The sequence below is a fragment of the Leifsonia sp. Root227 genome, assembly GCF_001428745.1.
Taxonomy (GTDB): Bacteria; Actinomycetota; Actinomycetes; order Actinomycetales; family Microbacteriaceae; genus Leifsonia.
Genome location: NZ_LMIO01000002.1, coordinates 986,043 through 1,009,587 on the forward strand (window position 1 = coordinate 986,043; position 23,545 = coordinate 1,009,587).

22 protein-coding genes are annotated in these 23,545 nt (G+C 70.0%); all 22 read right to left on the reverse strand.

The genetic code is table 11. The features are described 5' to 3' along the window. Positions 1-91: 91 nt before the first annotated feature. On the reverse strand, positions 92-1,081 hold the full coding sequence (gene lgt / locus ASE16_RS09655) for a prolipoprotein diacylglyceryl transferase (protein WP_055894099.1): 990 nt from the start codon (positions 1,079-1,081) through the stop codon (positions 92-94). 100 nt (positions 1,082-1,181) lie between these two features. Then, positions 1,182-1,988 (reverse strand): tryptophan synthase subunit alpha, encoded by an 807-nt coding sequence (gene trpA / locus ASE16_RS09660; protein ID WP_055894101.1) that lies wholly within the window; start codon positions 1,986-1,988, stop codon positions 1,182-1,184. Beyond that, positions 1,985-3,196 carry a tryptophan synthase subunit beta gene (gene trpB / locus ASE16_RS09665; protein WP_055894103.1) on the reverse strand — a complete coding sequence of 404 codons (1,212 nt, stop codon included), beginning with the start codon at positions 3,194-3,196 and terminating at the stop codon, positions 1,985-1,987. Before trpB ends, trpA begins: the two co-directional genes overlap by 4 nt. Continuing rightward, positions 3,196-3,966: an indole-3-glycerol phosphate synthase TrpC gene (gene trpC, locus ASE16_RS09670; RefSeq protein WP_055894104.1), complete on the reverse strand. Its 771-nt coding sequence runs from the start codon at positions 3,964-3,966 to the stop codon at positions 3,196-3,198. The genes trpB and trpC overlap by 1 nt, the downstream gene beginning before the upstream one ends. Positions 3,967-3,969: 3 nt before the next feature. Continuing rightward, positions 3,970-4,200: a DUF6704 family protein gene (locus ASE16_RS09675; protein WP_055894106.1), complete on the reverse strand. Its 231-nt coding sequence runs from the start codon at positions 4,198-4,200 to the stop codon at positions 3,970-3,972. A 142-nt stretch (positions 4,201-4,342) separates the two neighbouring features. Continuing rightward, positions 4,343-5,077: a Trp biosynthesis-associated membrane protein gene (locus ASE16_RS09680; protein WP_235500436.1), complete on the reverse strand. Its 735-nt coding sequence runs from the start codon at positions 5,075-5,077 to the stop codon at positions 4,343-4,345. Then, complete coding sequence (locus tag ASE16_RS09685; RefSeq protein WP_055894108.1) at positions 5,061-6,608, reverse strand: anthranilate synthase component I; 1,548 nt, start codon at positions 6,606-6,608, stop codon at positions 5,061-5,063. Before ASE16_RS09685 ends, ASE16_RS09680 begins: the two co-directional genes overlap by 17 nt. After that, the gene (gene hisI, locus ASE16_RS09690) at positions 6,605-7,000 is read right to left on the reverse strand and encodes a phosphoribosyl-AMP cyclohydrolase (protein WP_055894109.1); all 396 of its coding nucleotides are present in this window, start codon (positions 6,998-7,000) and stop codon (positions 6,605-6,607) included. The genes ASE16_RS09685 and hisI overlap by 4 nt, the downstream gene beginning before the upstream one ends. Next, complete coding sequence (gene hisF, locus ASE16_RS09695) at positions 6,997-7,761, reverse strand: imidazole glycerol phosphate synthase subunit HisF (protein ID WP_055894111.1); 765 nt, start codon at positions 7,759-7,761, stop codon at positions 6,997-6,999. The genes hisI and hisF overlap by 4 nt, the downstream gene beginning before the upstream one ends. Next, the gene (hisG, locus tag ASE16_RS09700) at positions 7,761-8,603 is read right to left on the reverse strand and encodes an ATP phosphoribosyltransferase (RefSeq protein WP_055894114.1); all 843 of its coding nucleotides are present in this window, start codon (positions 8,601-8,603) and stop codon (positions 7,761-7,763) included. Before hisG ends, hisF begins: the two co-directional genes overlap by 1 nt. Before the next feature lie 48 nt (positions 8,604-8,651). Further along, entirely contained in the window at positions 8,652-8,915 is a 264-nt protein-coding gene (locus ASE16_RS09705) for a phosphoribosyl-ATP diphosphatase (RefSeq protein WP_055894116.1), read from the reverse strand. Between the two features lie 190 nt (positions 8,916-9,105). Then, complete coding sequence (gene rpe, locus ASE16_RS09710; RefSeq protein WP_055894117.1) at positions 9,106-9,777, reverse strand: ribulose-phosphate 3-epimerase; 672 nt, start codon at positions 9,775-9,777, stop codon at positions 9,106-9,108. A gap of 44 nt (positions 9,778-9,821) precedes the next feature. Next, positions 9,822-11,204, reverse strand: a complete 1,383-nt coding sequence (locus ASE16_RS09715; RefSeq protein ID WP_055894120.1) for an RsmB/NOP family class I SAM-dependent RNA methyltransferase — start codon at positions 11,202-11,204, stop codon at positions 9,822-9,824. Continuing rightward, entirely contained in the window at positions 11,201-12,118 is a 918-nt protein-coding gene (locus tag ASE16_RS09720; RefSeq protein ID WP_055894121.1) for a methionyl-tRNA formyltransferase, read from the reverse strand. The genes ASE16_RS09715 and ASE16_RS09720 overlap by 4 nt, the downstream gene beginning before the upstream one ends. 163 nt (positions 12,119-12,281) lie before the next feature. Further along, complete coding sequence (locus ASE16_RS09725) at positions 12,282-14,300, reverse strand: hypothetical protein (RefSeq protein WP_055894124.1); 2,019 nt, start codon at positions 14,298-14,300, stop codon at positions 12,282-12,284. Positions 14,301-14,302: 2 nt separating this feature from the next. Continuing rightward, positions 14,303-15,496, reverse strand: coding sequence for a methionine adenosyltransferase (metK, locus tag ASE16_RS09730; protein WP_055894126.1), 1,194 nt, complete (start codon positions 15,494-15,496; stop codon positions 14,303-14,305). A 48-nt stretch (positions 15,497-15,544) separates the two neighbouring features. Next, on the reverse strand, positions 15,545-16,891 hold the full coding sequence (locus tag ASE16_RS09735; RefSeq protein ID WP_055894127.1) for a bifunctional phosphopantothenoylcysteine decarboxylase/phosphopantothenate synthase: 1,347 nt from the start codon (positions 16,889-16,891) through the stop codon (positions 15,545-15,547). Between the two features lie 71 nt (positions 16,892-16,962). Next, positions 16,963-17,220, reverse strand: coding sequence for a DNA-directed RNA polymerase subunit omega (rpoZ, locus tag ASE16_RS09740; RefSeq protein WP_055894129.1), 258 nt, complete (start codon positions 17,218-17,220; stop codon positions 16,963-16,965). 80 nt (positions 17,221-17,300) lie between these two features. Beyond that, on the reverse strand, positions 17,301-18,248 hold the full coding sequence (gene gmk, locus ASE16_RS09745; protein WP_055894131.1) for a guanylate kinase: 948 nt from the start codon (positions 18,246-18,248) through the stop codon (positions 17,301-17,303). Next, positions 18,241-19,098, reverse strand: a complete 858-nt coding sequence (gene pyrF / locus ASE16_RS09750) for an orotidine-5'-phosphate decarboxylase (protein ID WP_055894134.1) — start codon at positions 19,096-19,098, stop codon at positions 18,241-18,243. The genes gmk and pyrF overlap by 8 nt, the downstream gene beginning before the upstream one ends. Next, entirely contained in the window at positions 19,095-22,382 is a 3,288-nt protein-coding gene (gene carB / locus ASE16_RS09755) for a carbamoyl-phosphate synthase large subunit (RefSeq protein ID WP_055894140.1), read from the reverse strand. The genes pyrF and carB overlap by 4 nt, the downstream gene beginning before the upstream one ends. Further along, positions 22,382-23,545 (reverse strand): glutamine-hydrolyzing carbamoyl-phosphate synthase small subunit, encoded by a 1,164-nt coding sequence (gene carA / locus ASE16_RS09760; RefSeq protein WP_235500439.1) that lies wholly within the window; start codon positions 23,543-23,545, stop codon positions 22,382-22,384. Before carA ends, carB begins: the two co-directional genes overlap by 1 nt.

The window sequence follows — 23,545 nt, forward strand, 5'->3', positions numbered from 1 at the left end:
GAGGGGAAGGGGGTTCCGCCGCTCACGAGAGGCTTGGTGCTGCTCTGGGAGACGGTGAGGTGAGGTGCTCGGGGATGACCTCGAGAGGGGATTACGCGCCGAGTGAGCTTGTGGCCTTGGCTGCGTCCTTCTCGGTGGGCTCCTCGGCGTCATCGCCGGAAACCTCGTCATCCGAGTAGGTGTCGTCAGAGTCTACCTCAGCATCCGGCCTGACCCATTCACGACCAGGGCGGTACACGCTCGGCTCGAGTCCAGGGTGGCGACGGGACTGCACGATGAACAGGACGACACCGAGCACGACGGCCGCGAACGCCGCCCACACGTTGGTCGGGATGCCCAGGAAGCTGAACTCGCTCGGGTCGATGCGGATCGACTCGAGGTAGGAACGGCCCAGGCCGTACCAGATCAGGTAGACCGCGAAGGCCTTGCCCCAGCGCAGCTGGAACTTGCGCTCGAGCAGGATGATCACGACGATGCCGATGACGTTCCAGATGATCTCGTAGAGGAACAGCGGCTGGAACAGCGTGCCGTCCGGCAGGCCGACGGGGATGGCCTTGTTGCCGGAGTCGATCTGCAGACCCCACGGCAGGTTGGTCGGCAGGCCGAACAGCTCCTGGTTGAAGTAGTTGCCGAGACGACCGAGCGCCTGGGCGAGCAGCAGGGCGGGAGCGAGGGCGTCGGCGAACGACCAGAACCGGATGCCGGACCAGCGGCAGCCGATGTACGCACCGACGGCTCCGCCGATCAGCGCGCCGAAGATGGCGTTTCCGCCCTCCCAGATGTAGAGCGTCTTGAGGAGGTCCGCTCCCGGGTAGAAGTAGTCCGCCGGGTGGGTCACCACGTGGTAGACGCGGGCTCCGATGATGCCGAGCGGCACCGCCCAGAGGATGATGTCGAGCACGACGCCCGGCTCTCCCCCGCGCTTCGAGAGTCGCCTGGAGGTCCACATGGCGGCGACGACGATACCGATCAGGATGCAGATCGCGTACGTCTGGATGCGCCAGTGCAGCCCGAAGATGTCGATCGGGATCTGCTGCCATTCCGGCCCAGGGCTGGGGATGCTCGCGTACCAGCTGCTCATCGTCGCAAACACCCGATGACTCACCTTTCGTGTTGATCAGACCGCGCGAAGACCACGCGCGGCCACCATAGTCTAATTCGGTTTGGAGAGGCTGCCGCGCCTAGGCGGCGGTGCCTGCGGAGAGGGAAGCGGCGAGACGGCCGACACCCTCGACGCCGTCGTCGGCCAGCGCCTTCACGAGCGCCGATCCGACGATCGCGCCGTCCGCGTATCCGAGCACCTCCGCGACCTGCGCCGCGGTGGAGATGCCGATGCCGACGCACGTGCTCGTCGCCCCGGCGTCACGCAGCCTGGCGACCAGTGAGCGGGCGGCGGAGTCGACGTCCGAACGTGCCCCGGTGATGCCCATGGTCGAGACGGCGTATACGAAGCCGCGGCTCGCATCCACTGCCTGCCGCAGGCGCTCGTCCGTGGAGGACGGAGCGGCGAGGAACACGCGGTCGAGCCCGGTGCGCTCCGACGCCGCGAGCCAGGATGCGCCCTCGTCGGGGATGAGGTCCGGCGTGATGAGGCCGGCTCCCCCTGCGGCGAGCAGGTCGTCGGCGAAGCGGTCGACGCCGTACTGCAGCACGGGGTTCCAGTAGGTCATCACCAGGATGGGGATGTTCACCTGGGCGGTGATCTCGCGCACGGCGGTGAAGCCGTCGCGCAGGCGGAAGCCGTTGGAGAGCGCCTGCTGGGTGGCCGCCTGGATGACCGTGCCGTCCATGACGGGATCGGAGTACGGCAGCCCGAGCTCGATCACGTCGACGCCGTTCTGCGCGAGCGCGACGGCGGCGTCGACGCTGGTCTTCAGGTCGGGGAACCCGGCAGGCAGGTAGCCGACCAGGGCGCCGGACGCCTCGGCCTTTCGCTGGGCGATGACGCTCTCGACGCGACTCTCCGCGCGCTTCACGGCGCCGCTCACGACTGCACCGCGTCGTGGTCGATCAGGTCGAAGTACCGTCCGGCGGTCTCCATGTCCTTGTCTCCGCGACCGCTGAGGTTGACCAGGATCGTGGCGTCCTTCCCGAGCTCCTGACCGAGCTTCAGAGCACCGGCCAGAGCGTGTGAGGATTCGATGGCGGGGATGATGCCCTCCGTGCGGCTGAGGAGGCGTAGCGCGTCCATCGCCTCGGCGTCCGAGATGGGCAGGTACTCCGCCCGGCCGATGGATGCGAGCCACGCGTGCTCCGGGCCGACGCCAGGGTAGTCGAGCCCGGCGGAGATCGAGTGCGACTCGATGGTCTGGCCGTCCTCGTCCTGCAGCAGCATGCTGCGGGCGCCGTGCAGGACGCCGGGGCGTCCCTTGGTGATGGTGGCGGCGTGGCGCGGGGTCTCCGCTCCTTCGCCTCCCGCCTCGTAGCCGATCAGGCGCACGTCTTCGTCGTCGAGGAAGGCGTGGAAGATGCCCATGGCGTTCGAGCCGCCTCCGACGCAGGCGACCACGGCATCCGGGAGCGAGCCGGTGAGGTCGATGACCTGCTGGCGCGCTTCCTCGCCGATGATCTTCTGGAGGTCGCGGACCATCGCGGGGAACGGGTGCGGTCCTGCGACCGTGCCGAAGATGTAGTTGGTGTTCTCCACGTTGGTGACCCAGTCGCGCATGGCGTCGTTGATCGCGTCCTTGAGAGTGCGCGATCCGGTCTTGACGGCGACGACCTCGGCACCAAGCAGGCGCATCCTGGCGACGTTGAGCGCCTGGCGCTCTGTGTCGACCTCGCCCATGTAGATGGTGCACTCGAGGCCGAACAGGGCTGCGGCGGTCGCGGTGGCGACGCCGTGCTGGCCTGCACCGGTCTCGGCGATCACGCGCGTCTTGCCGATGCGCTTGGTGAGGATCGCCTGGCCGAGCACGTTGTTGATCTTGTGCGAGCCCGTGTGGTTGAGGTCCTCGCGCTTGAGGATGATGCGGGCACCGCCTGCGTGCGCCGCGAAGCGCGGCACCTCGGTGATGATCGACGGACGCCCGGTATACGTGCGGTTCAGCTCGTCCAGCTCCGCGTGGTACGCGGGGTCGGCCTTCGCCTCCTCCCACGCAGCGGACAGCTCGTCGAGGGCTGCGACGAGCGACTCGGGGACGAAACGTCCCCCGAAGTCGCCGAAGTACGGACCGGTCTCGGAACGCAGGGACATCAGGCCACCAGGAATTCTTCGAGCGTCGCGACGGGGTCGCTCGTGACGAGTGCCTCGCCGACGAGGACGACGTCCGCCCCTGCCGCCCGATAGTGCGCGACGTCGTCTGCCGACTTCACGGCGGACTCCGCGACGCGGATGACACCGGACGGGATGCTGTCGGCCAGGCGGCCGAACAGGTCTCTGTCCAGTTCGAATGTGGAGAGGTTGCGGGCGTTCACGCCGACGAGCCCGGCGCCCGTGTCGAGCGCGCGGCTCAGCTCGTCCGCGGTGTGCGCCTCGACGAGCGATGTCATGCCGAGCGACGTGATGAGCTCGTGCAGTTCGACGAGCTTGCGCTGGTCGAGGGCGGCGACGATGAGGAGCACGAGGTCGGCTCCCGCCGCCCGGGCTTCGAACACCTGGTACGGGTCGGAGACGAACTCCTTGCGCAGCACAGGGAGCGACACGGCGTCGCGAACGGCCTCCAGATCGGCGAGCGACCCGCGGAACCTGCGCTCCTCGGTGAGGACGCTGATCGCGCTCGCTCCGCCGGTCTCGTACGAGACCGCGAGGGCGGCCGGGTCGGCGATCTCGGCGAGCGACCCGCGGGACGGGCTCGCGCGCTTCACCTCCGCGATGATCTTGACGCGCTCGGCAGGGGCGAGGTGACTCAGGGCATCCAGGGCGGGAGCGCGATCGGCTGCGGCGGCCTCGACCACCGCGAGCGGGCGCTCTGCCCGGCGCCGCTCAGCGTCTTCGCGGGCGCCGGCGACGAGGTCGTCGAGCACGCGTCAGTGGCCCTTCGGCTGGTACTTGGTGCCGCCGACGCCGTAACCGGCCTTCTTCATCGCCCATCCGACGATGAGCCCGATGATGGCGAGTCCCGCTGCCGCCCAGACGACGATCGGGGCGTCGAAGTAGAACGCGACGGCACCGACGGTGAAGGCGACCAGCATGATGATGACGGCCGTCCACGCCGCCGGCGAGTGACCGTGGCCTGGTTCGACTGACTCGGTGCTCATGGGACTCCTGCTTCGTGAGGTGCGCGTCGCGAGAGGCGACGCGCACGGTGGATCGGGGGAATACGGGTTCAAGTCTAGCGAGTGGGGCGCGCTCGCTCGCCACTCCGGGCGGCGGGTCAGCGCTGCGGGGCAGAGCGGCGGATCAGCGCGTGGGGTCTTCGCCGCGGGTGAGGTCGTCCCAGCTGTCGATGGCGGTGTCCTTGTCGACGACCCCTGTGCCCGGTGTGCTCTCGCCGTCGGCGACGGCGCGAGCCTCCGCGTCGTCCGACACCTCGGAGGACGGTTCGCCGTCCGCCTCGCCGTCGAGGAGCAGCGCCGTGCCCTCCTGGTCTTCGAAGCGCGTCTGATACTTGCGCGAGGAGCCCGGCCAGAGCCGGTTGGTCAGCACGACGGCTGCGCTCGCGAGCACCAGTACCACGCCCCCCGCCACCGCGGCGCCCGGCCAGAGCTCGGTGCTGACGGAGTCGACCAGCCGCGCGATCGACGACGTCCCAGCGACGCCGGTCGCCGTGGTGATGGTCGCCGACGATGCGCGTAGCGCGTCGGCCAGTGCGCTGATCGAGGAGATGAGGACGGAGGCGCCGAGCAGCAGCCCGAGCAGCGCGAGGACGATGCGGAACACCGGTCCTGCGATGGCGAGCGCCGCCGTGAGCGCGAGGCCGGCGAGCGACAGCGCCGTGAGCGCAGGCGCAGCGGCCGACCCTGCGACCGCCAGCGTCGCCGTGTGGTCCGCGACGTCGGTCAGGTGCACCGTGAACCAGGTCTGCGTCGACGCGAGCAGGGCGAGCAGGCTGCCGACCACGACGGCGAGCAGCGTCAGGTACTTGGCCCTGCGGGAGACGCGGCGCACGGCCGTAGCGTCAGTCTGCTCGCTCACCGGTCACCCGCCTCATCGCGTTGGCGACGGCGACCGCGCGCAGCGGAGCGGCCGCCTTGTTCTGCGACTCCTCGAACTCGCTCTGCGGCACGGAATCGGCGACGAGGCCGCCGCCGGCCTGCACGCGTGCGACGCCGTCCATGATGGTCGCCGTGCGGATCGCGATGGCGAGGTCGGCGTCCCCGGAGAACCCGAAGTAGCCGATCACCCCGCCGTAGACGCCGCGCTGCGCGGGCTCCAGCTCGTCGATGATCTCGAGCGCCCTCGGCTTCGGTGCGCCGGAGAGCGTGCCGGCAGGGAATGTGGCGCGGAACACATCCACTGCCGTCCTCCCTGGCAGCACGTCGCCCTCGACGGACGACACGATGTGCATGATGTGGCTGAACCGCTCGACGCGCATGAACTCCGTCACCTCGACGGAACCGGCGGCGCACACCTTGAGCAGGTCGTTGCGCGCCAGGTCGACGAGCATCAGGTGCTCCGCGCGCTCCTTGTCGTCCGTGAGCAGCGATGTCTCCAGCTCCAGATCCTCCTCCGGCGACGCGCCTCTCGGGCGGGAGCCTGCGATCGGATGCGTGAACGCGCGCCCGTTCTGCACTTTGAACAGCGCCTCGGGAGACGAGCCGACGATGGAGTACTCCCCTCCGTCCGGCCGCTCCAGCGCGAGCAGGTACATGTACGGGCTCGGGTTCAGCGAGCGCAGCACCCGGTACACGTCGAGCGGAGCGGCTTCGCACTCCAGCTCGAAGCGCTGCGAGATGACGACCTGGAAGATGTCGCCGTCGACGATGCGGGTCTTGGCGGTCTCGACGGCCGCGAGGAAGTCGTCCTTCGCCGTGCGGGACACCGGGTGCGCCGGCGTGCCGAGGTCGACCTGCGCCAGCCACGCCTCCGACGGCTGGGCGAGGCCCTCCTGCATCGCATCGAGCCTGCGCTGCGCCGCGTCCCACATCGTGTCGGCCTCGTCGATGCCGTCGTTCAGCACCGTCGCGATGAGCTGCACGGTGCCGTAGCGGTGGTCGATGGCGACGAGGTCGGAGCAGAACGCGAGTGCCTGACCGGGGATGTCGTAGTCGGCGGGCGGCTGGTGCGGCAGCCGCTCGATCTGCCGGATCGCCTCCCAGCCGATGAAGCCGACCAGGCCGCCGGTCAGCGGGGGCAGGCCGGGGATGCGCGGGGTCTGCCACCGCGCGTACAGGGCGGCGAGAGCTTCCAGTGGCGGCAGGTCGGCCGAGGACCCGATGGCGCGCTCGGCAGGGATGCCGTAGTCGAGCCAGCGGACAGCATCCCCCTGCTGGGTGAGCACGCCGAACGACGAGACGCCGACGAACGAGAAGCGGGACCAGATGCCGCCCTGCTCGGCCGATTCGAGCAGGAAGGTGCCAGGACGGCCAGCGGCGAGCTTGCGGTAGATGCCGACCGGCGTCTCCCCGTCCGCGAACAGCTCGCGGACGACGGGCACGACGCGGTGGTCGGCGAGCAGCTCTGCGAAGCCGTCGCGGGTGGTGGAGCTGGTGACGGTGTCGATCACGAATCCTCCGTTTGACTCGCTTCGACGTGACCGACGACGGGTGAGAGCTGGTCGGCGTCGAAGCAGGTGCGGGTTCCAGTGTGGCAGGCTGCGCCGATCTGCTCGACGGTCACCAGCAGGGTGTCGCCGTCGCAGTCGAGAGCAGCGCCCTTGACGTATTGCGCGTGGCCGGACGTGTCGCCTTTGCGCCAGTACTCCTGCCGGGAGCGGGACCAGAACGTGACGCGGCCCTCCGTGAGGGTGCGGCCGAGTGCTTCGGCGTCCATCCAGCCCATCATCAGGACCTCTTTGGTGTCCCACTGCTGGATGATCGCCGGCACAAGGCCGTCGCCGTTGAAGGCGACGCGCTCGATGATGGCGGGATCCACTCTGCTCGTGCTCTGTTCGCTCATGCTCTGATCTCCAGTCCGGCGCGGACGAGCTCGTCCTTCACATCGCCGATCGTCATCTCGCCGGAGTGGAAAACGCTCGCGGCGAGCACGGCGTCCGCCCCTGCCTCCACGGCGGGGACGAAGTCGGTCACTTTCCCCGCCCCGCCAGACGCGATCACGGGCACGCTGCTGATGCCGCGCATCAGCCGGATGAGCTCGGTGTCGAACCCTTCCTTGGTGCCGTCCGCGTCGATCGAGTTGACCAGCAGTTCGCCCGCGCCCAGCCCGATCGCCCGCTCAGCCCACTCCAGGGCGTCGAGGTCCGTCTCCGTGCGTCCTCCGTGGGTCGTGACGACGAAACCGGATGCGGTGGCCGCCGACCGCTTGACGTCGAGCGAGAGCACGAGCACCTGCGCGCCGAACCGGTCGGCGATCTCGGAGACCAGCTCCGGCCGGGCGATGGCCGCGGAGTTGACTCCGATCTTGTCCGCGCCGCTCGCCAGCAGCTTCGCCACATCCTCTGCGCTGCGCACGCCGCCGCCCACCGTCAGCGGGATGAAGACCTGCTCGGCCGTCGCGCGCACCACGTCGTAGGTGGTCGCCCGGTTGTCGACCGTCGCCGTGACGTCGAGGAAGGTGAGCTCGTCCGCCCCCTGCTCGTAGTAGCGGCGGGCGAGCGCGACGGGATCGCCTGCGTCACGCAGGTTCTGGAAGTTGACGCCCTTGACGACGCGGCCGTCTGCCACGTCCAGACACGGGATGACCCTGACCGCGACGGACATCAGATCCGCGCAGCGTGGATCGACGTGACGAGGATGGCGCGCGCGCCCAGCTCGTACAGCGCATCCATGATGTGATTGGTCTGGTCGCGCTTGATCATGACGCGCACCGCCAGCCAGTCCGGCTCGCCGAGCGGGGAGACGGTCGGCGACTCGACGCCGGGGGTGAGCGCCACAGCCCTGTCGAGCAGGACGGCAGGCAGGTTGTAGTCGATCAGCACGTACTGGCGCGCGACCATCACGCCCTGCAGGCGGCGCAGGAGCGTGTCGACGCCGGCAGCGGGCGACGCGGACGAGATGAGCACCGCCTCGGACTCCAGGATGACGGGTCCGAAGATCTCCAGGCCCTGCTTGCGCAGCGTGGTGCCGGTCTCGACCACGTCGGCCACCGCGTCTGCGACACCGAGCCGCACAGCGGACTCCACCGCGCCGTCGAGCTTGATCAGGGTGGTGGATGCGATACCGTTCTCCGCCAGGAACGCCCCGACCAGACCGGGGTAGCTGGTGGCGACGCGCTTGCCGTCGAGGTCGGCCAGCTCGGAGAACGAACCGGTCGGCCCGGCGAACCGGAACGTGGATGCGGCGAAGTCGAGCGCGGCGATCTCGCCGGCGGTCGAACCGGAGTCGAGCAGCAGGTCGCGCCCGGTGATGCCGACGTCGAGCGCGCCGGAGCCGACGTAGGTCGCGATGTCGCGCGGCCGCAGGTAGAAGAACTCGACGTCGTTGCGGGCGTCGGTGACGATCAGCTCTTTGGGGTCGCGGCGGCCGACGTAGCCGGCCTCGTGCAGCATCTGCGCCGCGGTCTCGGAGAGGGAGCCTTTGTTGGGAACGGCGATCTTCAGCATGGGTGGTCTTTCGTGTACGAGGGGACGATCAGGACGCGGGGGTGCCGGTCACAGATGTCGGTACACGTCGGCCGGGCTGAGACCCTTCGCGATGAGCAGCACCTGGAGGTGGTAGAGCAGCTGCGAGATCTCCTCGGCGGTCTCCTCGTCCGACTGGTACTCGGCGGCCATCCAGACCTCGGCCGCCTCCTCCACGATCTTCTTTCCGATGGCGTGCACGCCAGCATCCAGCTCACGGACCGTGCCGGAACCCTCCGGGCGGGTCGCAGCCTTCTCGCTGAGCTCGGCGAAGAGGTCGTCGAAGGTTTTCACGATTACAGGCTACTAGCTCGCGAACGCGCCGCCGGACATCGGGGATGTGACGGAGACGGTCCGCTGGATGTCGAGCAGTCGATCGGCGGCAGCCGCAAGCGCGCCCCGGATGCGCTCGACGCGGTCCGCGTCGCCCGAACCTGGCGGTCAGCACCGGCAGCCTGGCCGTGTCGTTCTCTTCGTGACCTCGTCAGCGGCTGACGTGGATGTGCTGCGCCGCCGTGTCGCGGAGCAGCGCGATCTGCCGCTCGGTGTTCTCCGCACGGAACACGCTGGAGCCCGCCACGAACGTGTCTGCGCCGTTCTCGGCCGCGATCACGATCGTCTCCTCGGTGATGCCGCCGTCGACCTGCAGCCACACGTCGGCGCCCGTCGCGTCGACGGCGGAGCGCAGCCGCGCGAGCTTCGGCATCGTCTCCGCCATGAACGACTGGCCGCCGAAGCCTGGCTCCACGGTCATCACGAGCACCTGGTCGAACTCCGGGAGCAGGCCGAGGTAGTCGTCGACCGGCGTGCCTGGCTTCAGCGCGATGCCGGCGCGGGCGCCGATCGCGCGGAGCCGCCTGGCGAGCCGCACCGGATCGGCCGCCGCCTCCGCGTGGAAGGTCACGGAGTACGCGCCGAGCTCGGCGTATCCCGGCGCCCACCGGTCGGGATCGTCGATCATCAGGTGCACGTCGAGCGGGATGGCCGACACATCCTGGATGCGCCCCACCATCTGCGGCCCGAACGTCAGGTTCGGCACGAAGTGGTTGTCCATCACGTCCACGTGCACGAGGTCGGCCGTCGCGATGCGGCCGAGGTCACGCTCCAGGTTGACGAAGTCGGCGGCGAGAATGCTGGGGTTGATCCGGGGTGGCATGCCTCCAGCCTACAAAGCCGGCACGCCGCCGACCGTCACGCCGGTCAGCGCTTCTCGAGCAGAGCGACGAACATCGCGTCCGTGCCGTGCCGGTGCGGCCAGAGCTGCACCGCCAGGCCGTCGCCGGCGAGGTCGAGCCGTTCGGACGCGAGCGCCTGGAGCACGGCGGGCGTGTCGACGGCAGCGATGTCGTCGTGCGCATCAAGCGCCGCACTGACGATCCCCCTCGTCTCCGCGATGTGCGGCGAGCAGGTCACGTATGCGATCAGCCCGCCCGGCTTCAGCGCCGCGATGGCCGCGTCGAGCAGTCTCGCCTGGAGGCCCGTCAGTTCTGCGACGTCGCGCGGCGTCTTTCGCCAGCGCGCCTCAGGGCGGCGGCGCAGCGCGCCGAGGCCGGTGCACGGCGCATCCAGCAGGATGCGGTCGAAGCGCTCCGGGTGCGTCTCTCCGATGGTCGTACCGTCCAGCTCCCACACCTCCACGGGCTCCGGCACGGCGGCCAGCGCCCGGCGCACGAGCTCGGCGCGGGCGGGGACGACCTCGTTCGCGGTCAGCGTCGCGCCCCCGAGTCGGGCTTCTGCGGCCAGCAGCGCCGCCTTTCCTCCCGGCCCGGCGCAGAGGTCGAGCCACCGCTCGCCCTGCACGATCGGGCGCGCCCTGCTGAGGGCGAGCGCTGCGAGCTGCGAGCCCTCGTCCTGCACGCGCAGCCTGCCGTCCGCGCCCTCGACGCGAGCCTGCGGGTCCCCGCCGCCCGCGGTGAAGCCCACGGGAGAGAACCGGTCGGCTGTCGCATCGTCGGGCAGCTCGGCCAGCCCGGGAAGGGCGACGAGGTTGACGCGGGGGGCTGCGTTGTCCGCGTTCAGCAGGTCGGTGAGCTCCGCCTCCCTGCCCTCCGCCTCCAGCGCACGGCGGAAGGCGCGCACGATCCAGACGGGATGCGATGTCAGCGCCGACAGCTCCTGGTCAGCGCCCTTCGCGTCCGCAAGGATGCGCTGTCGCCACTCCTCCGGGCTGTGCCGCCCGATCTCACGCAGGACACCGTTCGTGAAGCCGGTCGCGGAGCGGGAGCCGACAGAGCGCGCGAGCGCCACGGACTCGTTGACGGCCGCGTGCGGCGCAACCCTGGTCGAGAGCAGCTGGTGCGCACCGAGGCGCAGCACGTCCAGGATCGGCGGGTCGATGCGGTCGACGGGGCGGCCGGCGGCCCTGGCGATCACGAGGTCGTAGTAGCCCTGCATCCGGAGCGTGCCGTATGTCAGCTCGGTGGCGAGGCCGGCATCCCCCTGGTTGAGCCCAGCGCGGGCGATCCTGGTAGGCAGCAGCAGGTTGGCGTACGCGTCCGAATCGCGCACCGCGGCGATCACGTCGTATGCGACCCGGCGCGCCGGCTGCACGTGGCCACCCTGGTTCCTGTTCCTGTCGTTCATCGCAGCACCAGCTCGCTTCCCGTGGGGAGGCCGCGCCACCAGTCGGCGGCGGCCATCGCCTTCTTGCCTGCCGGCTGCACGGTCAGCAGTTCCAGTGGATGCGTTCCCGTCCCCACCACGACGCGCTTGCCCTGAAGCGCGACGGCACCTGCCGGAAGGGGGTCGGCATTCGCCGCCTGGCGCGCGGCGATGAGCTTGAACCGGTCGTCGCCGAGCATGGCGAACGCGCCAGGCTCAGGGGTCACCCCGCGCAGCCGGGCGTACACGGCGTCGGCGGGCTTGCCGAAGTCGAGGTGGGCGTCCGCGAGCGACAGCTTCGGGGCGAGGGTGACGTCGCCGGTCTGCTCGACGGCGACGGCCGTACCGGAGGCCAGCGCATCCACGGTGCCTGCCAGCAGCTCTGCGCCGGACTGCGAGAGTGCGTCCAGCACGTCGCCGGCCGTCTCGTCCGCGCCGATCGGCCTGGTCAGCTCCGAGAACACCGCGCCGGCGTCGAGCTCTGGCACGAGCTGGAACACCGCGGCGCCGGTGACCTCGTCGCCCGCGATCACGGCGTGCTGCACGGGCGCGGCACCCCGCCACGCCGGCAGCAGGGAGAAGTGCAGGTTGACCCAGCCGAGCCGTGGCGTCGACAGCAGCGGCTCGCGCACCAGGCCGCCGTACGCGACGATCACGCCCAGCTCCGGTGCCAGAGCGCGGATGCGATCTGTGACGGACTCGTCGAGCCTGTTCGCCTTGATCGTCTCGATGCCCAGCTCCTCTGCGGCAGCCGCGACGGGCGACGGGGTGAGCACGCGCTTGCGCCCCAGCTCGGCGTCGCGCCTGGTGAGCACGGCCACGACCTCGTGCCGCTCCGCCAGGAGCCTCAGCGCGGGAACGGCGACCACGGGCGTGCCGGCGAACACCAGCCTCATCCGGCGATCTCCCGGCTTGGGGGCGTGGACGGCACTCGCTGCATGACAGGTTCTTTCGGTCGACTTCGGCGGTCGCGCGCTCCGCGACCACCGTCGATCCTACCGGCCCGAGTTCCGGCGTTCCCTGGTCGAACGGCGCCCTCCACCGCGGATGCAGAGCTGGTCAGATGATGTCGGGATCGTCGAACTGCACGCGCAGCGTCGGCGCAGGGCGGAACCCGGTCTTCCCCGCCGGCGCCTTGCGCCGCTTGCTCGCGTTCCGCACGATGGCGCCGCGCACGGCGGTCGCGACGTCCTGCCCCTTCGCGTACTCGAAGCGAAGGATCGCGCGCACCGTCGCGTCGTCGACGGTCGCCGGGCCGAGCACGTCGATCAGCAGCGCAGGGTCGACGGCCGCGACGGCGGCGTCCACCACGTCCGGCGCTCCGGCGATCGAGGCGAGGCGCACGGCGGGAGGGAAGTGCAGGGCGCGGCGGTCGGCAAGCTCCGCGTGCGCGAACTCGGCGACGCGGCCTGTTGCGAAGTCCCGGGCGAGACCGCCGGAGACGCCGACGAGCACGGTCGGGGCTCCGGGGGCGGCGAGCCCTGCCGCGTTGGTCCACCAGCGCAGGCAGTCCTCCGCGACGCCGAGCGTCTCCCTGGCGAGCATCCGCTCGCCGTCGAGCAGCAGCACGGCACGGTAGCCGCCCGCAGCGACGGGTTCCGCGCCGCGCGTCGCCACGACGATGGCGCGCGCGTCGGGGACGGACTGCACGGGATGCTCGCCGTCCGCCACGATCACCCGCACGCCGGGGAACGCGCGGCCAAGCTCCTCCGCCGTTCGGCCGGAGCCCAGCGTGACCAGTCGGAATCTGTCGTGCTCGCAGTGGTCGCAGTGCCAGTTGGTCGCGAGAGCACCGCACCAGCCGCAGGACGGGACGCTGCCGGCCCTCCGCTGGCCGAGCGGTCCCGTGCAGCGGTTGCAGCGCGCGGCCTGACCGCACTTCGCGCAGGCGATCTGAGGCGCGTACCCCGGTCGCGCCACCTGGATGAGGACGGGACCCGCCGCGGTCTTCTCGTCGCCCTCCAGCGCGGCACGCGCCGTCCTCCACGCCACGGACGGGATGCGCGCCGCCCGCGCGACAGGCTCCTCCGCAGTCTGGTTGGCGCTCAGGATGACCTTCGGCCAGACAGCACGCTCCGGGTCGACGGCCCGCAGCCAGCCGAGCTCGACCAGCCGTTGCGCCTCGACGCTCCGGATGCGCCCGGCCAGCACGAGCGCCCCTCCCTGCTGTTCCTGCCGCACCAGCGCCGCATCCCTGGTGTGGATGTACGGGGCCTGCCTGGCCGCGTGCAGCGGGTCTCCGTCGTTCCAGACGATCAGCAGCCCGAGATCGTCGGCCGGGGCGTACACCGCCGACTGGCTGCCGATCACGATGCGCGGACCGGACAGCGCCCCGAGGAACGCCTTGTAGCGCTCGGAGTCGGTCTGCCTGCCGTCGACGCGCACGACAGCGTCGGCCGGAGCGAGCGCGACCAGGGTCGCGGCGAGCTGATCGAGGTCGCGATAGTCCGGCACGGCGATGATGGCCGTCCTTCCCGAAGCCCAGCAGGCAACGGCCGCCCCGGCGAGCGTCACGGCCCACTGGCCGACCCACTCGCCCTCCGGCGTGCGCACCACGCCGGGCGTGGTGCGCAGTGCCACCCGCTCCCCTGCGGCGATCGCCGATTCGAGCAGGCCGTCGCCGTAGCCGCCGATCGGCGCGACGGACGGGCGCGCCGACGCGGACGCGTGCGCCTCCCGGCCGGCCTCCTGGGCGGCCTCCTGGGCGGTCAGCCACGCCTTCTCCACCCGCACGGAACGCGGGGGAACAGCGAACCGCAGGATGTCGTTGGCCGTCCCAGCGCTCCGGTCGGCGAGCTTGCGCGCCAGCGCCCACACCGCGGGGGTCAGCACCCGCGCCGTCGAGACCACCTGGTCGATCGGCGTCAACTCGCCCTCGAAGTCGATCTGCTCGCGCGGAAGCACCTCGACCACATACCCGGACACCATCCTGGCGCCGGTACGCAGGGGCACCTTGACCCGCACCCCGGGATGCACGTCGGCGTCGAGCGTGTCCGGCACCCCGTAGTCGAACAGGTGATCGAGCTGGGGAAGCGCCGAGTCGATCACGATGCGGGCGACCCGGCCGGCCGCCGCCACCGTCAGAGTCCTGCGGCCGACCGCAGGTCGTCGACGCGGTCCAGACGCTCCCAGGTGAAGTCGGGGAGCTCACGGCCGAAGTGGCCGTACGTCGCGGTCTGCGCGTAGATCGGGCGCAGCAGGTCCAGGTCGCGGATGATCGCGGCGGGGCGCAGGTCGAAGACCTCGCGGATGGCCTCGATGATGCGCTCCTCCGGCACCCTGCCCGTGCCGAACGTCTCGACGTACAGGCCGACGGGCGCCGCCTTGCCGATCGCGTACGCGATCTGCACCTCGAGGCGGTCGGCGAACCCGGCGGCCACGGCGTTCTTCGCCACCCAGCGCATCGCGTACGCAGCCGAGCGGTCCACCTTCGACGGGTCCTTGCCGGAGAACGCACCGCCGCCGTGACGACTGGCTCCCCCGTAGGTGTCCACGATGATCTTGCGCCCGGTGAGCCCGGCGTCGCCCTTCGGGCCGCCGATCTCGAACCGGCCGGTCGGGTTGATGAGGGTGCGCACGTGAGCGGACTCGAGCCCTGCCTCGTGCAGCACGGGGGCGATGATCTCCTCGATCACCTCGGCCTGCAGCCGCTCGTTCGTCACGCTCGGCGCGTGCTGGGTGGAGAGCACGACGGTCTGCACCGACTTCGGGACGATGCCCTCGTAGCCGATGGTCACCTGCGTCTTGCCGTCCGGGCGGAGGTAGTCGAGCGTGCCGTCCTTGCGCACGGCGGCCAGACGCTCGGAGAGCCGGTGGGCGAGCCAGATCGGCAACGGCATGTACTGCGGCGTCTCGGTGGTCGCGTAGCCGAACATGATGCCCTGGTCGCCTGCGCCCTGACGGTCGAGGTCGTCGCTGCTCTGCTCCGCGCGGGTCTCCAGCGCGTCGTCGACGCCCTGGGCGATGTCGGGAGACTGCGCGCCGATCGACACGGACACTCCGCACTGTGTTCCGTCGAAGCTCACGTCGGACGAGTCGTAGCCGATCTCGACCAGCTTGGCGCGCACGAGGGCGGGGATCTCGACGTAGCCCTTCGTGGTCACCTCACCTGCCACGTGCACGAGGCCGGTGGTCACGAGGGTCTCGACGGCGACGCGGCTGTGCGGGTCGACGGTCAGGAGCGCATCCAGGATGCTGTCGGAGATCTGGTCACAGATCTTGTCCGGGTGGCCTTCCGTGACCGATTCGGACGTGAAGAGGCGCAGATCTGCCATTGTTCTCCCTAGTCGGATAGTGGCTGCTCGGACGGTGTCCGAGACTCGTCAGGCGATGACGTCGAGAATACGATCGGCCACCGACAGCTTGCTCCCCGAGGCCTCCATCACTATATCGCCGCCCCGTCGGAGGACCACGACTTCATTGCTGTCCGTTGCGAAACCCTGTGACCAGCCCACCTGGTTGATCACCAGGAAGTCGCTGCCCTTCGACGCGAGCTTGCCTCGGCCGAGCTCGATCAGGGCGGACGGGTCCGGCTCGGTCTCCGCTGCGAAGCCGACGACGACCTGCCCGTCGCGCTTGGCGGACGACAGACCGGCGAGGATGTCGGGGTTGGCGACCAGTTCGAGCGTGAGGGTGTCACCCTCGGCCGACTTCTTGATCTTGGAGTCGCGCACCTCGGCAGGACGGTAGTCGGCGACGGCGGCGGTCATCACGATGACGTCAGCTGCACGGGCCGCCTCCGTTACGGCCTCCTGCAGTTCGAGGGCGGTCTGGACCTCGATCAGCTCGACGCCCTCCGGCGGCTCCACCTCGAGGTGGGCCGCGATCAGCACCACCTGCGCGCCGCGCGCCTGCGCAGCGCTCGCGATGGCGACGCCCTGGCGGCCGCTCGACCTGTTGCCGAGGAAGCGCACGGGATCGAGCGGCTCCCTGGTGCCTCCCGCGGTGACGACGACGCGCTTGCCCGCCAGGTCGTCTCCGCCACGCGGGCGCCTGGCGGCCTCGTTGGCCCTGCGGCGCTCGGAGAGGACCACGATGTCGGCGCCGGATGCGCCTGCAACACCGGATGCGGCGGATGCTGCGGGAGCCGGAGCATCCTGCGCAGGCTCTGCTGGCGCATCCGCTGCTGCCGCACGCTCGGGATGCGCGCCGACAGCGGCCAGCGCCTCCCGCACGATCACGGCCGGCTCCTCCATCCGGCCGGGACCGGAGTCCTTGCCGGTGAGCTGTCCGCTCGCCGGGCCCACGACCGTGACGCCGCGCGAGCGCAGCGTGGCGATGTTCGCGACGGTCGCCTGGTTGCGCCACATCTCGGTGTGCATCGCCGGGGCGATGACGAGAGGCGCCGTGCTCGCGAGCACGGTGTTGCCGAGCAGGTCGTCGGCGAGACCGGCCGCGAGCTTGGCGATGGTGTTCGCCGTCGCCGGGGCGATGACGATGAGGTCGGCTGACTGGCCGATGGCCACGTGCCGCACCTCGGCGACGCCCTCATAGAGGTCGGTCGCGACCGGATTGCGGCTGATCGCCTCCAGCGTCGGGCGCCCGACGAAGCGCAGGGCTGCCTCGGTGGCGACCACGTGCACCGAGTGCCCTTCGAGCACCAGAGAACGGATGACGCCGACGGCCTTGTACGCGGCGATGCCGCCGGTGACTCCGACGACGATGGTCAATCGTGCGCTCACGGCACCCTCCCCTTCAGCGACCCGGCCGCGATGGGCCGGGCCGGGCGCTGACGCTGTCGTTACTCGACGATCGGCTTGATGGTGAGCTTGTCCTCGTTGATCTCGTGCAGTGCGACGGACAGCGGCTTGTCGTCGACCGACGAGTCGACGAGCGGTCCGACGTTGTCGAACAGGCTGCCCTCGTGCAGGTCGGCGTAGTAGTCGTTGATCTGGCGGGCGCGCTTGGAGGCGAAGATGACCAGAGCGTACTTGGACTCGACCTTGGCGAGAACGTCGTCGATGGGCGGGTCGATGATGCCCTTGTTGCTGAGTGCCATGCGTGTAGTGCTCCTTGCAGGTTGTCGATCAGTGGTGGTCGCAGGCGGCGACGGCGTCGAAAGGACGCGACGAAAACGGTCTACGGGCGCGACGGCGCCGCGCGGATCTTCATCAAGTCTACGACCTCGCGCGCCGCATCGGCCACGTCGGTGTTCACGACGCGGTGGTCGAACTCGTCCTGAGCGGCCAATTCGACCTTCGCCGTCTCGAGTCTGCGCTGCTGCTCCGCCGGCTCCTCCGTGCCGCGGCCGATGAGCCTGCGGACCAGCTCCTCCCAGGTGGGAGGGAGCAGGAAGATCAGGCGGGCCTCCGGCATCGCGGCGCGAACGCTGCGCGCGCCCTGCAGGTCGATCTCGAGCAGGACGCTCTTGCCCTCCTCGAGCGCACGCTCGATCGGCTTGCGCGGCGTGCCGTAGCGATACGCGTTGTGCACGGTGGCGTACTCGAGCAGTTCGCCCTCCGCGATCATGCGGTCGAACTCCGCGTCGTCGACGAAGTAGTAGTTGACGCCGTCGACCTCGCCTGGGCGCGGAGCGCGCGTGGTCGCAGAGACCGAGAGCAGCACGTCCGGGTAGTTCTCGCGGATGTAGGTGGACACCGTCCCCTTGCCGACCGCTGTCGGCCCGGCGAGCACGACGAGGTGGCTTTTCAGGCGACCGGCCTTCGCCTCCCTGTCGATCAGGTAGTCGCGCAGCCGCAGGCGCTGGTGCCTGCCGAGGCCGCCGAGACGCTTGGCGGGAGAGATGGCCAGGGTGCGCAACGCATCCTGCATCTTGGTGGTGCCGATCGCGGGAACGCTGAGCAGGAACTCTGTGACCCGCAGCCGGCCCTCGACCCCGTCCGGCTCGGCTGTTGCGCGGTCGAGCACGGTGAGCGGCGAGAGCTCCTGACGGGCGATGGCGGCCTTGACGGCCGCACGCGCGCGACGAGCGGCGACGGCGGCCTGCGAGGCTGCCGCGCGGTCCACTTCCGGAGGCGCTGGGCGAAGGGATGCTGTGCCGTGCTCCGACGTGCCGGGCTCAGCCATGGTTCTCCCGCACCTCGTCCGTGCGGCGTGCGATGGCGTCGGCGAGCCCCGCCGGACCTGCGCCGAGCAGCCCCCGTGACTCGCTGACGATCACACCACCGGCGAACGAGCCGAACAGCCGGGCGGCGTCCTGCACCTTCGCGCCCTGGTGACCGAAGCCGGGAGCGAGCACGGGCGTGGCGTTGACGCCGGGCGCTGCCGCGATGTCGATGCCGAAGGCCGGAAGGTCGAGGGTCGCGCCGAGCACGAGCCCGACCGATCCGAATGCGCTGGGCGGCTGCGCCTGATTGAACGATTGCACGTCTTCGATGATCGCACGCGCGACGGTGCTCCCCGCACGCGGCCCGTCCTGCACGATCGCCTTCTGGATGGCGGCGGCCTCAGGATTCGAGGTGGCGGCGAGCACGAACAGGCCCTTGCCGTTCGCCTCCGCGAGTCGCATCGGGTCGTCGATCGAGCCGACGCCCTGGAACGCCGCGATGGTCATCGCGTCCGCCTCCAGCGGCGCGCCTGGCGTGAGCCACGCCTCGGCGTACGCCGTGACGCTGGTGCCGATGTCTCCGCGCTTCGCGTCGGCGATCACGAGCAGCCCCGCGGCGCGCGCCGCCCCGATCACCTCTTCGAGGGCGGCGTATCCCGCGGAGCCGTATCGCTCGAAGAACGCCACCTGCGGCTTCACGATGCCGGCGCGCCCCGTCGCCGCCTCGACCACGGCGAGACCGAAGGCGCGCACGCCGGAGGCCGAGGCGGGAAGGCCCCAGCTCTCCAGCAGGTGCGCGTGCGGGTCGATGCCGACGCACAGGCGTCCGCGTTCCGCGAAGACTCCGGCGAGCCGGTCACCGAAGCTCACGCGCGGGCTGCCCTCTCCACCGCGTACTGCTGCAGCGACTTCACGTCGAATCCCTCGCGGATCGCGTCCACGGACGCGACGGCGGCGCTGAGCTCCGCGATGGTGGTGAACAGGGGCTTGTCCCCCGCCACCGCCGCCGCGCGGATCTCGTAGCCGTCCGCGCGAGCAGACCGGCCGCTCGGAGTGTTGATGACCACGTCCACCTCGTTGCGGTTGATCAGGTCGACGATGGACGGCGCATCCACGTTCTCGGTCTCGCTGAACTTGCGGACGACGCGCGCGGCGATGCCGTTGCGGTTGAGCACCTCGGCCGTTCCCTCCGTCGCGAGGATCTCGAAGCCGAGCTCGCGCAGCCGCAGCACCGGGAGCACGATCGAGCGCTTGTCGCGGTCGGAGACCGAGACGAAGGCGGTTCCGCCGAGCGGCATCCCGCCGTACGCGGCCGACTGGCTCTTGGCGAACGCACGCGGGAAGTCCTTGTCGATGCCCATGACCTCGCCGGTGGAGCGCATCTCCGGGCCGAGGACGGAGTCGACGACGTTGCCCTCCTTGGTGCGGAAGCGCTTGAACGGAAGCACGGCCTCCTTGACGGCGACAGGCGAGTCCATCGGGATGACCGACCCGTCCTGCGCGGGAAGCAGGCCCTCGGCGATCAGCCCGGCGACCGTGTCGCCCACCATGATGCGCGATGCCGCCTTGGCGAGCGGGATGCCGAGCGCCTTCGACACGAACGGCACGGTGCGGGACGCCCGCGGGTTCGCCTCCAGCACGTAGAGCACGCCGGCGCCGATCGCGAACTGCACGTTCAGCAGGCCGCGCACGCCGATGCCCTCCGCGATCTTCAGCGTCGCGTCGCGCACGCGATCGATCTCACGGCGGCCGAGCGTGATCGGAGGCAGGGTGCAGCTCGAGTCGCCCGAGTGGATGCCCGCCTCCTCGATGTGCTCCATCACGCCGCCGATGTACAGGTTCTCTCCGTCGTACAGCGCGTCGACGTCGATCTCGATCGCGTCGTCGAGGAAGCGGTCGACCAGCAGCGGATGCGCAGGGCCGACGATGCCCTGACCGGCGACGCGCTCGAAGTAGTCGGCGAGCGACGGGCTGTCGTAGACGATCTCCATGCCGCGGCCGCCGAGCACGTAGCTCGGGCGCACGAGCACCGGGTAGCCGATCTGCTCGGCCACCTGCACAGCGCCGGGGAAGTCGAACGCTGTGCCGTTGCGCGGGGCGAGGAGGCCGGCGTTCTCCAGGATCTCGGCGAACAGGCCGCGCTCCTCCGCCAGGTCGATCGCCTCCGGCGTCGTGCCGAGGATCGGGACGCCGGCGGCCTCGAGGCCCTTCGCGAGCCCGAGTGCTGTCTGGCCGCCGAGCTGCACGACGACGCCGACCAGCTCGCCGGTCTGGCTCTCCGCGTGGATGACCTCCAGCACGTCCTCCAGCGTCAGCGGCTCGAAGTAGAGCCTGTCGCTGGTGTCGTAGTCGGTCGAGACCGTCTCCGGGTTGCAGTTGATCATGATGGTCTCGAACCCGGCGTCGCTCAGCGCGAACGATGCGTGCACGCAGGAGTAGTCGAACTCGACGCCCTGACCGATGCGGTTCGGGCCCGAGCCCAGGATGACGACCTTGCGTCGGTCGCTCGGCTCCACCTCGGTCTCCAGGTCGTAGCTGGAGTAGTGGTACGGCGTGAGCGCGGGGAACTCGCCGGCGCAGGTGTCGACCGTCTTGTAGACGGGACGCACCCCCAGGATGTGGCGGATCTCGCGCACGTCCGCCTCGCCGAAGCCGCGGAGCTGACCGATCTGCGCGTCGGAGAAGCCGTGGTCCTTCGCATCCCGCAGCGTGTCGGTGTCCAGGGTCTCCGCGGTGCGGATCTGCTCGGCCACCTCGTTGATGAGAACGATCTGGTCGACGAACCATGGGTCGATCTTGGTGGCATCGAAGACCTGCTCCGGCGTCGCGCCGAGGCGGAGCGCCTGCTGCACGTCCACGATGCGGCCGTCCGTCGGCGTCTGGATGCTCGTGAGCAGCTCCTCCACCGTGCGGTTCTCCGGCCCCCAGTGGAACGACGATCCGCGCTTCTCCAGCGAGCGGAGCGCCTTCTGCAGCGCGCTCGTGAAGCTGCGGCCGATGGCCATCGCCTCTCCGACCGACTTCATGGTGGTGGTCAGCGTCGGGTCGGCGGCGGGGAACTTCTCGAACGCGAACCGCGGCACCTTCACGACCACGTAGTCGAGCGTCGGCTCGAAGCTCGCGGGGGTGACCTTGGTGATGTCGTTCGGGATCTCGTCCAGGCGGTAGCCGATGGCGAGCTTTGCGGCGATCTTCGCGATCGGGAAGCCGGTCGCCTTCGACGCGAGAGCAGACGAGCGGGAGACGCGCGGGTTCATCTCGATGACGATGATGCGGCCGTCCGCCGGGTCCACCGCGAACTGGATGTTGCATCCACCGGTGTCGACGCCGACGGCGCGGATGATGTCGATGCCGATGTCGCGCAGCTTCTGGTATTCGCGGTCGGTCAGGGTGAGAGCAGGGGCGACCGTGATCGAGTCTCCGGTGTGCACGCCGACAGGGTCCACGTTCTCGATCGAGCAGACGACCACCGTGTTGTCCGCGGTGTCGCGCATCAGCTCGAGCTCGTACTCCTTCCAGCCGAGGATGGACTCCTCCAGGAGCACCTCGCTGGTCGGGCTCTGGTGGATGCCGTCGCCGACGATGCGGCGCAGCTCTTGCTCGGTGTATGCGAAGCCCGAGCCGAGACCGCCCATCGTGAACGACGGACGGACGACGAGCGGGTAGCCGAGGTCCTCGGCGAACGCGACGGCCTCCTCGACCGTGTGTGCGATGTGCGAGCGGGCCACCTCTGCGCCCGCCTCGATGACGAGGTCCTTGAAGATCTGGCGGTCCTCGCCCTTCTGGATCGCCTCGAACTTGGCGCCGATCAGCTCGACGTTGTACTTCTCCAGGATGCCGTGCTCGTGCAGCTGGATGGCCGCGTTGAGAGCGGTCTGGCCGCCCAGGGTCGGCAGGATCGCATCCGGCTTCTCCTTGGCGATGATGGTCTCGATGACCTCCCAGGTGATCGGCTCGACGTACGTGGCGTCTGCGAAGTCCGGGTCGGTCATGATCGTGGCCGGGTTCGAGTTCACCAGGATGACGCGCACGCCCTCCTCGCGGAGCACCCGGCACGCCTGGGTGCCCGAGTAGTCGAACTCGCAGGCCTGCCCGATGACGATCGGGCCGGAGCCGATGACCAGGACGGAATTGATGTCGGAACGCTTGGGCATTACTCGGACTCTCCCTGCGGTGCGGTTGCGCCGTTCTCCCGAGCAATGATCATGTCGAGGAAGCGGTCGAAGAGGTAGTTGGCGTCGTGGGGCCCTGCGGCCGCCTCCGGGTGGTACTGCACGCTGAACGCGTTCAGGTCGAGGCAGTTCAGCCCCTCCACCACGTTGTCGTTGAGGCTGAAGTGGCTGACCTCCACCTTGCCGAATCCGGCCGGGGAGTCGAAGATGCCCTCGATGGGCGCATCCACGGCGAAACCGTGGTTCTGCGCGGTTATCTCGACCCTGCCCGTGCGCTTGTCGAGCACCGGCTGGTTGATGCCGCGGTGCCCGAACGGCAGCTTGTATGTGCCGAGGCCGAGGGCGCGGCCGAGGAGCTGGTTGCCGAAGCAGATGCCGAAGTACGGGATGCCTGCCCTCAGTACCTCCTGCAGCAGCGCGACGTGCTTGCCGGACGCCTGCGGGTCGCCTGGGCCGTTCGAGAAGAACAGAGCGGACGGCTGCAGCTCGAGCACATCCCGTGCCGAGACCATCTGCGGCAGCACGTGCACGTCGAGGCCGCGGGCTGCGAGGTTCTCGAGCGTCGATTTCTTGACGCCGAGGTCGAGGACGGCGACGGAGCCGACCCTCTCCCCCACCGCCGGCACCGTGAACGGCTCCGGCGTCGAGACCTCTGCCGACAGGTTCGTGCCCGCCATCTTCGCCGTGGAGCGCACGAGTTCGAGCTGCTCGCCGTCGGTGAGGTCGAAGTCCTCACCGGAGAAGATGCCGGAGCGCATCGCGCCGGCCGACCGGATGTGCCTGGTCACCGCGCGGGTGTCGATCCCGCTGATGCCGACGACGCCCTGGGCGACCAGATCGTCGTCGAGGCTGCGCTGGGCGCGGAAGTTCGACACGATGCGGCTTGGCTCGCGCACCACATACCCGGCGACCCAGATCTGACGGGACTCCATGTCCTCGTCGTTCGTGCCCGTGTTGCCGATGTGCGGGGCCGTCATCAGGACGATCTGCCCCGCGTAGCTCGGGTCGGTCAGCGTCTCCTGATATCCGGTCATGCCGGTGGAGAACACCGCCTCGCCGAAGGTGCGGCCGACAGCACCGTACGCGCGGCCGACATAGCGGGTTCCGTCTTCGAGGACGAGGACGGCTGGGTTCTGCTGCGCCAC

Coding starts and splice junctions, on each gene's coding strand:
- lgt (WP_055894099.1), bottom strand. CDS start 1,081: ATGAGCAGCTGGTACGCGAGCATCCCCAGCCCTGGGCCGGAATGGCAG.
- trpB (WP_055894103.1), bottom strand. CDS start 3,196: ATGTCCCTGCGTTCCGAGACCGGTCCGTACTTCGGCGACTTCGGGGGA.
- ASE16_RS09675 (WP_055894106.1), bottom strand. CDS start 4,200: ATGAGCACCGAGTCAGTCGAACCAGGCCACGGTCACTCGCCGGCGGCG.
- hisI (WP_055894109.1), bottom strand. CDS start 7,000: ATGAGCGAACAGAGCACGAGCAGAGTGGATCCCGCCATCATCGAGCGC.
- hisF (WP_055894111.1), bottom strand. CDS start 7,761: ATGTCCGTCGCGGTCAGGGTCATCCCGTGTCTGGACGTGGCAGACGGC.
- hisG (WP_055894114.1), bottom strand. CDS start 8,603: ATGCTGAAGATCGCCGTTCCCAACAAAGGCTCCCTCTCCGAGACCGCG.
- rpe (WP_055894117.1), bottom strand. CDS start 9,777: ATGCCACCCCGGATCAACCCCAGCATTCTCGCCGCCGACTTCGTCAAC.
- ASE16_RS09715 (WP_055894120.1), bottom strand. CDS start 11,204: ATGAACGACAGGAACAGGAACCAGGGTGGCCACGTGCAGCCGGCGCGC.
- ASE16_RS09720 (WP_055894121.1), bottom strand. CDS start 12,118: ATGAGGCTGGTGTTCGCCGGCACGCCCGTGGTCGCCGTTCCCGCGCTG.
- metK (WP_055894126.1), bottom strand. CDS start 15,496: ATGGCAGATCTGCGCCTCTTCACGTCCGAATCGGTCACGGAAGGCCAC.
- rpoZ (WP_055894129.1), bottom strand. CDS start 17,220: ATGGCACTCAGCAACAAGGGCATCATCGACCCGCCCATCGACGACGTT.
- gmk (WP_055894131.1), bottom strand. CDS start 18,248: ATGGCTGAGCCCGGCACGTCGGAGCACGGCACAGCATCCCTTCGCCCA.
- carB (WP_055894140.1), bottom strand. CDS start 22,382: ATGCCCAAGCGTTCCGACATCAATTCCGTCCTGGTCATCGGCTCCGGC.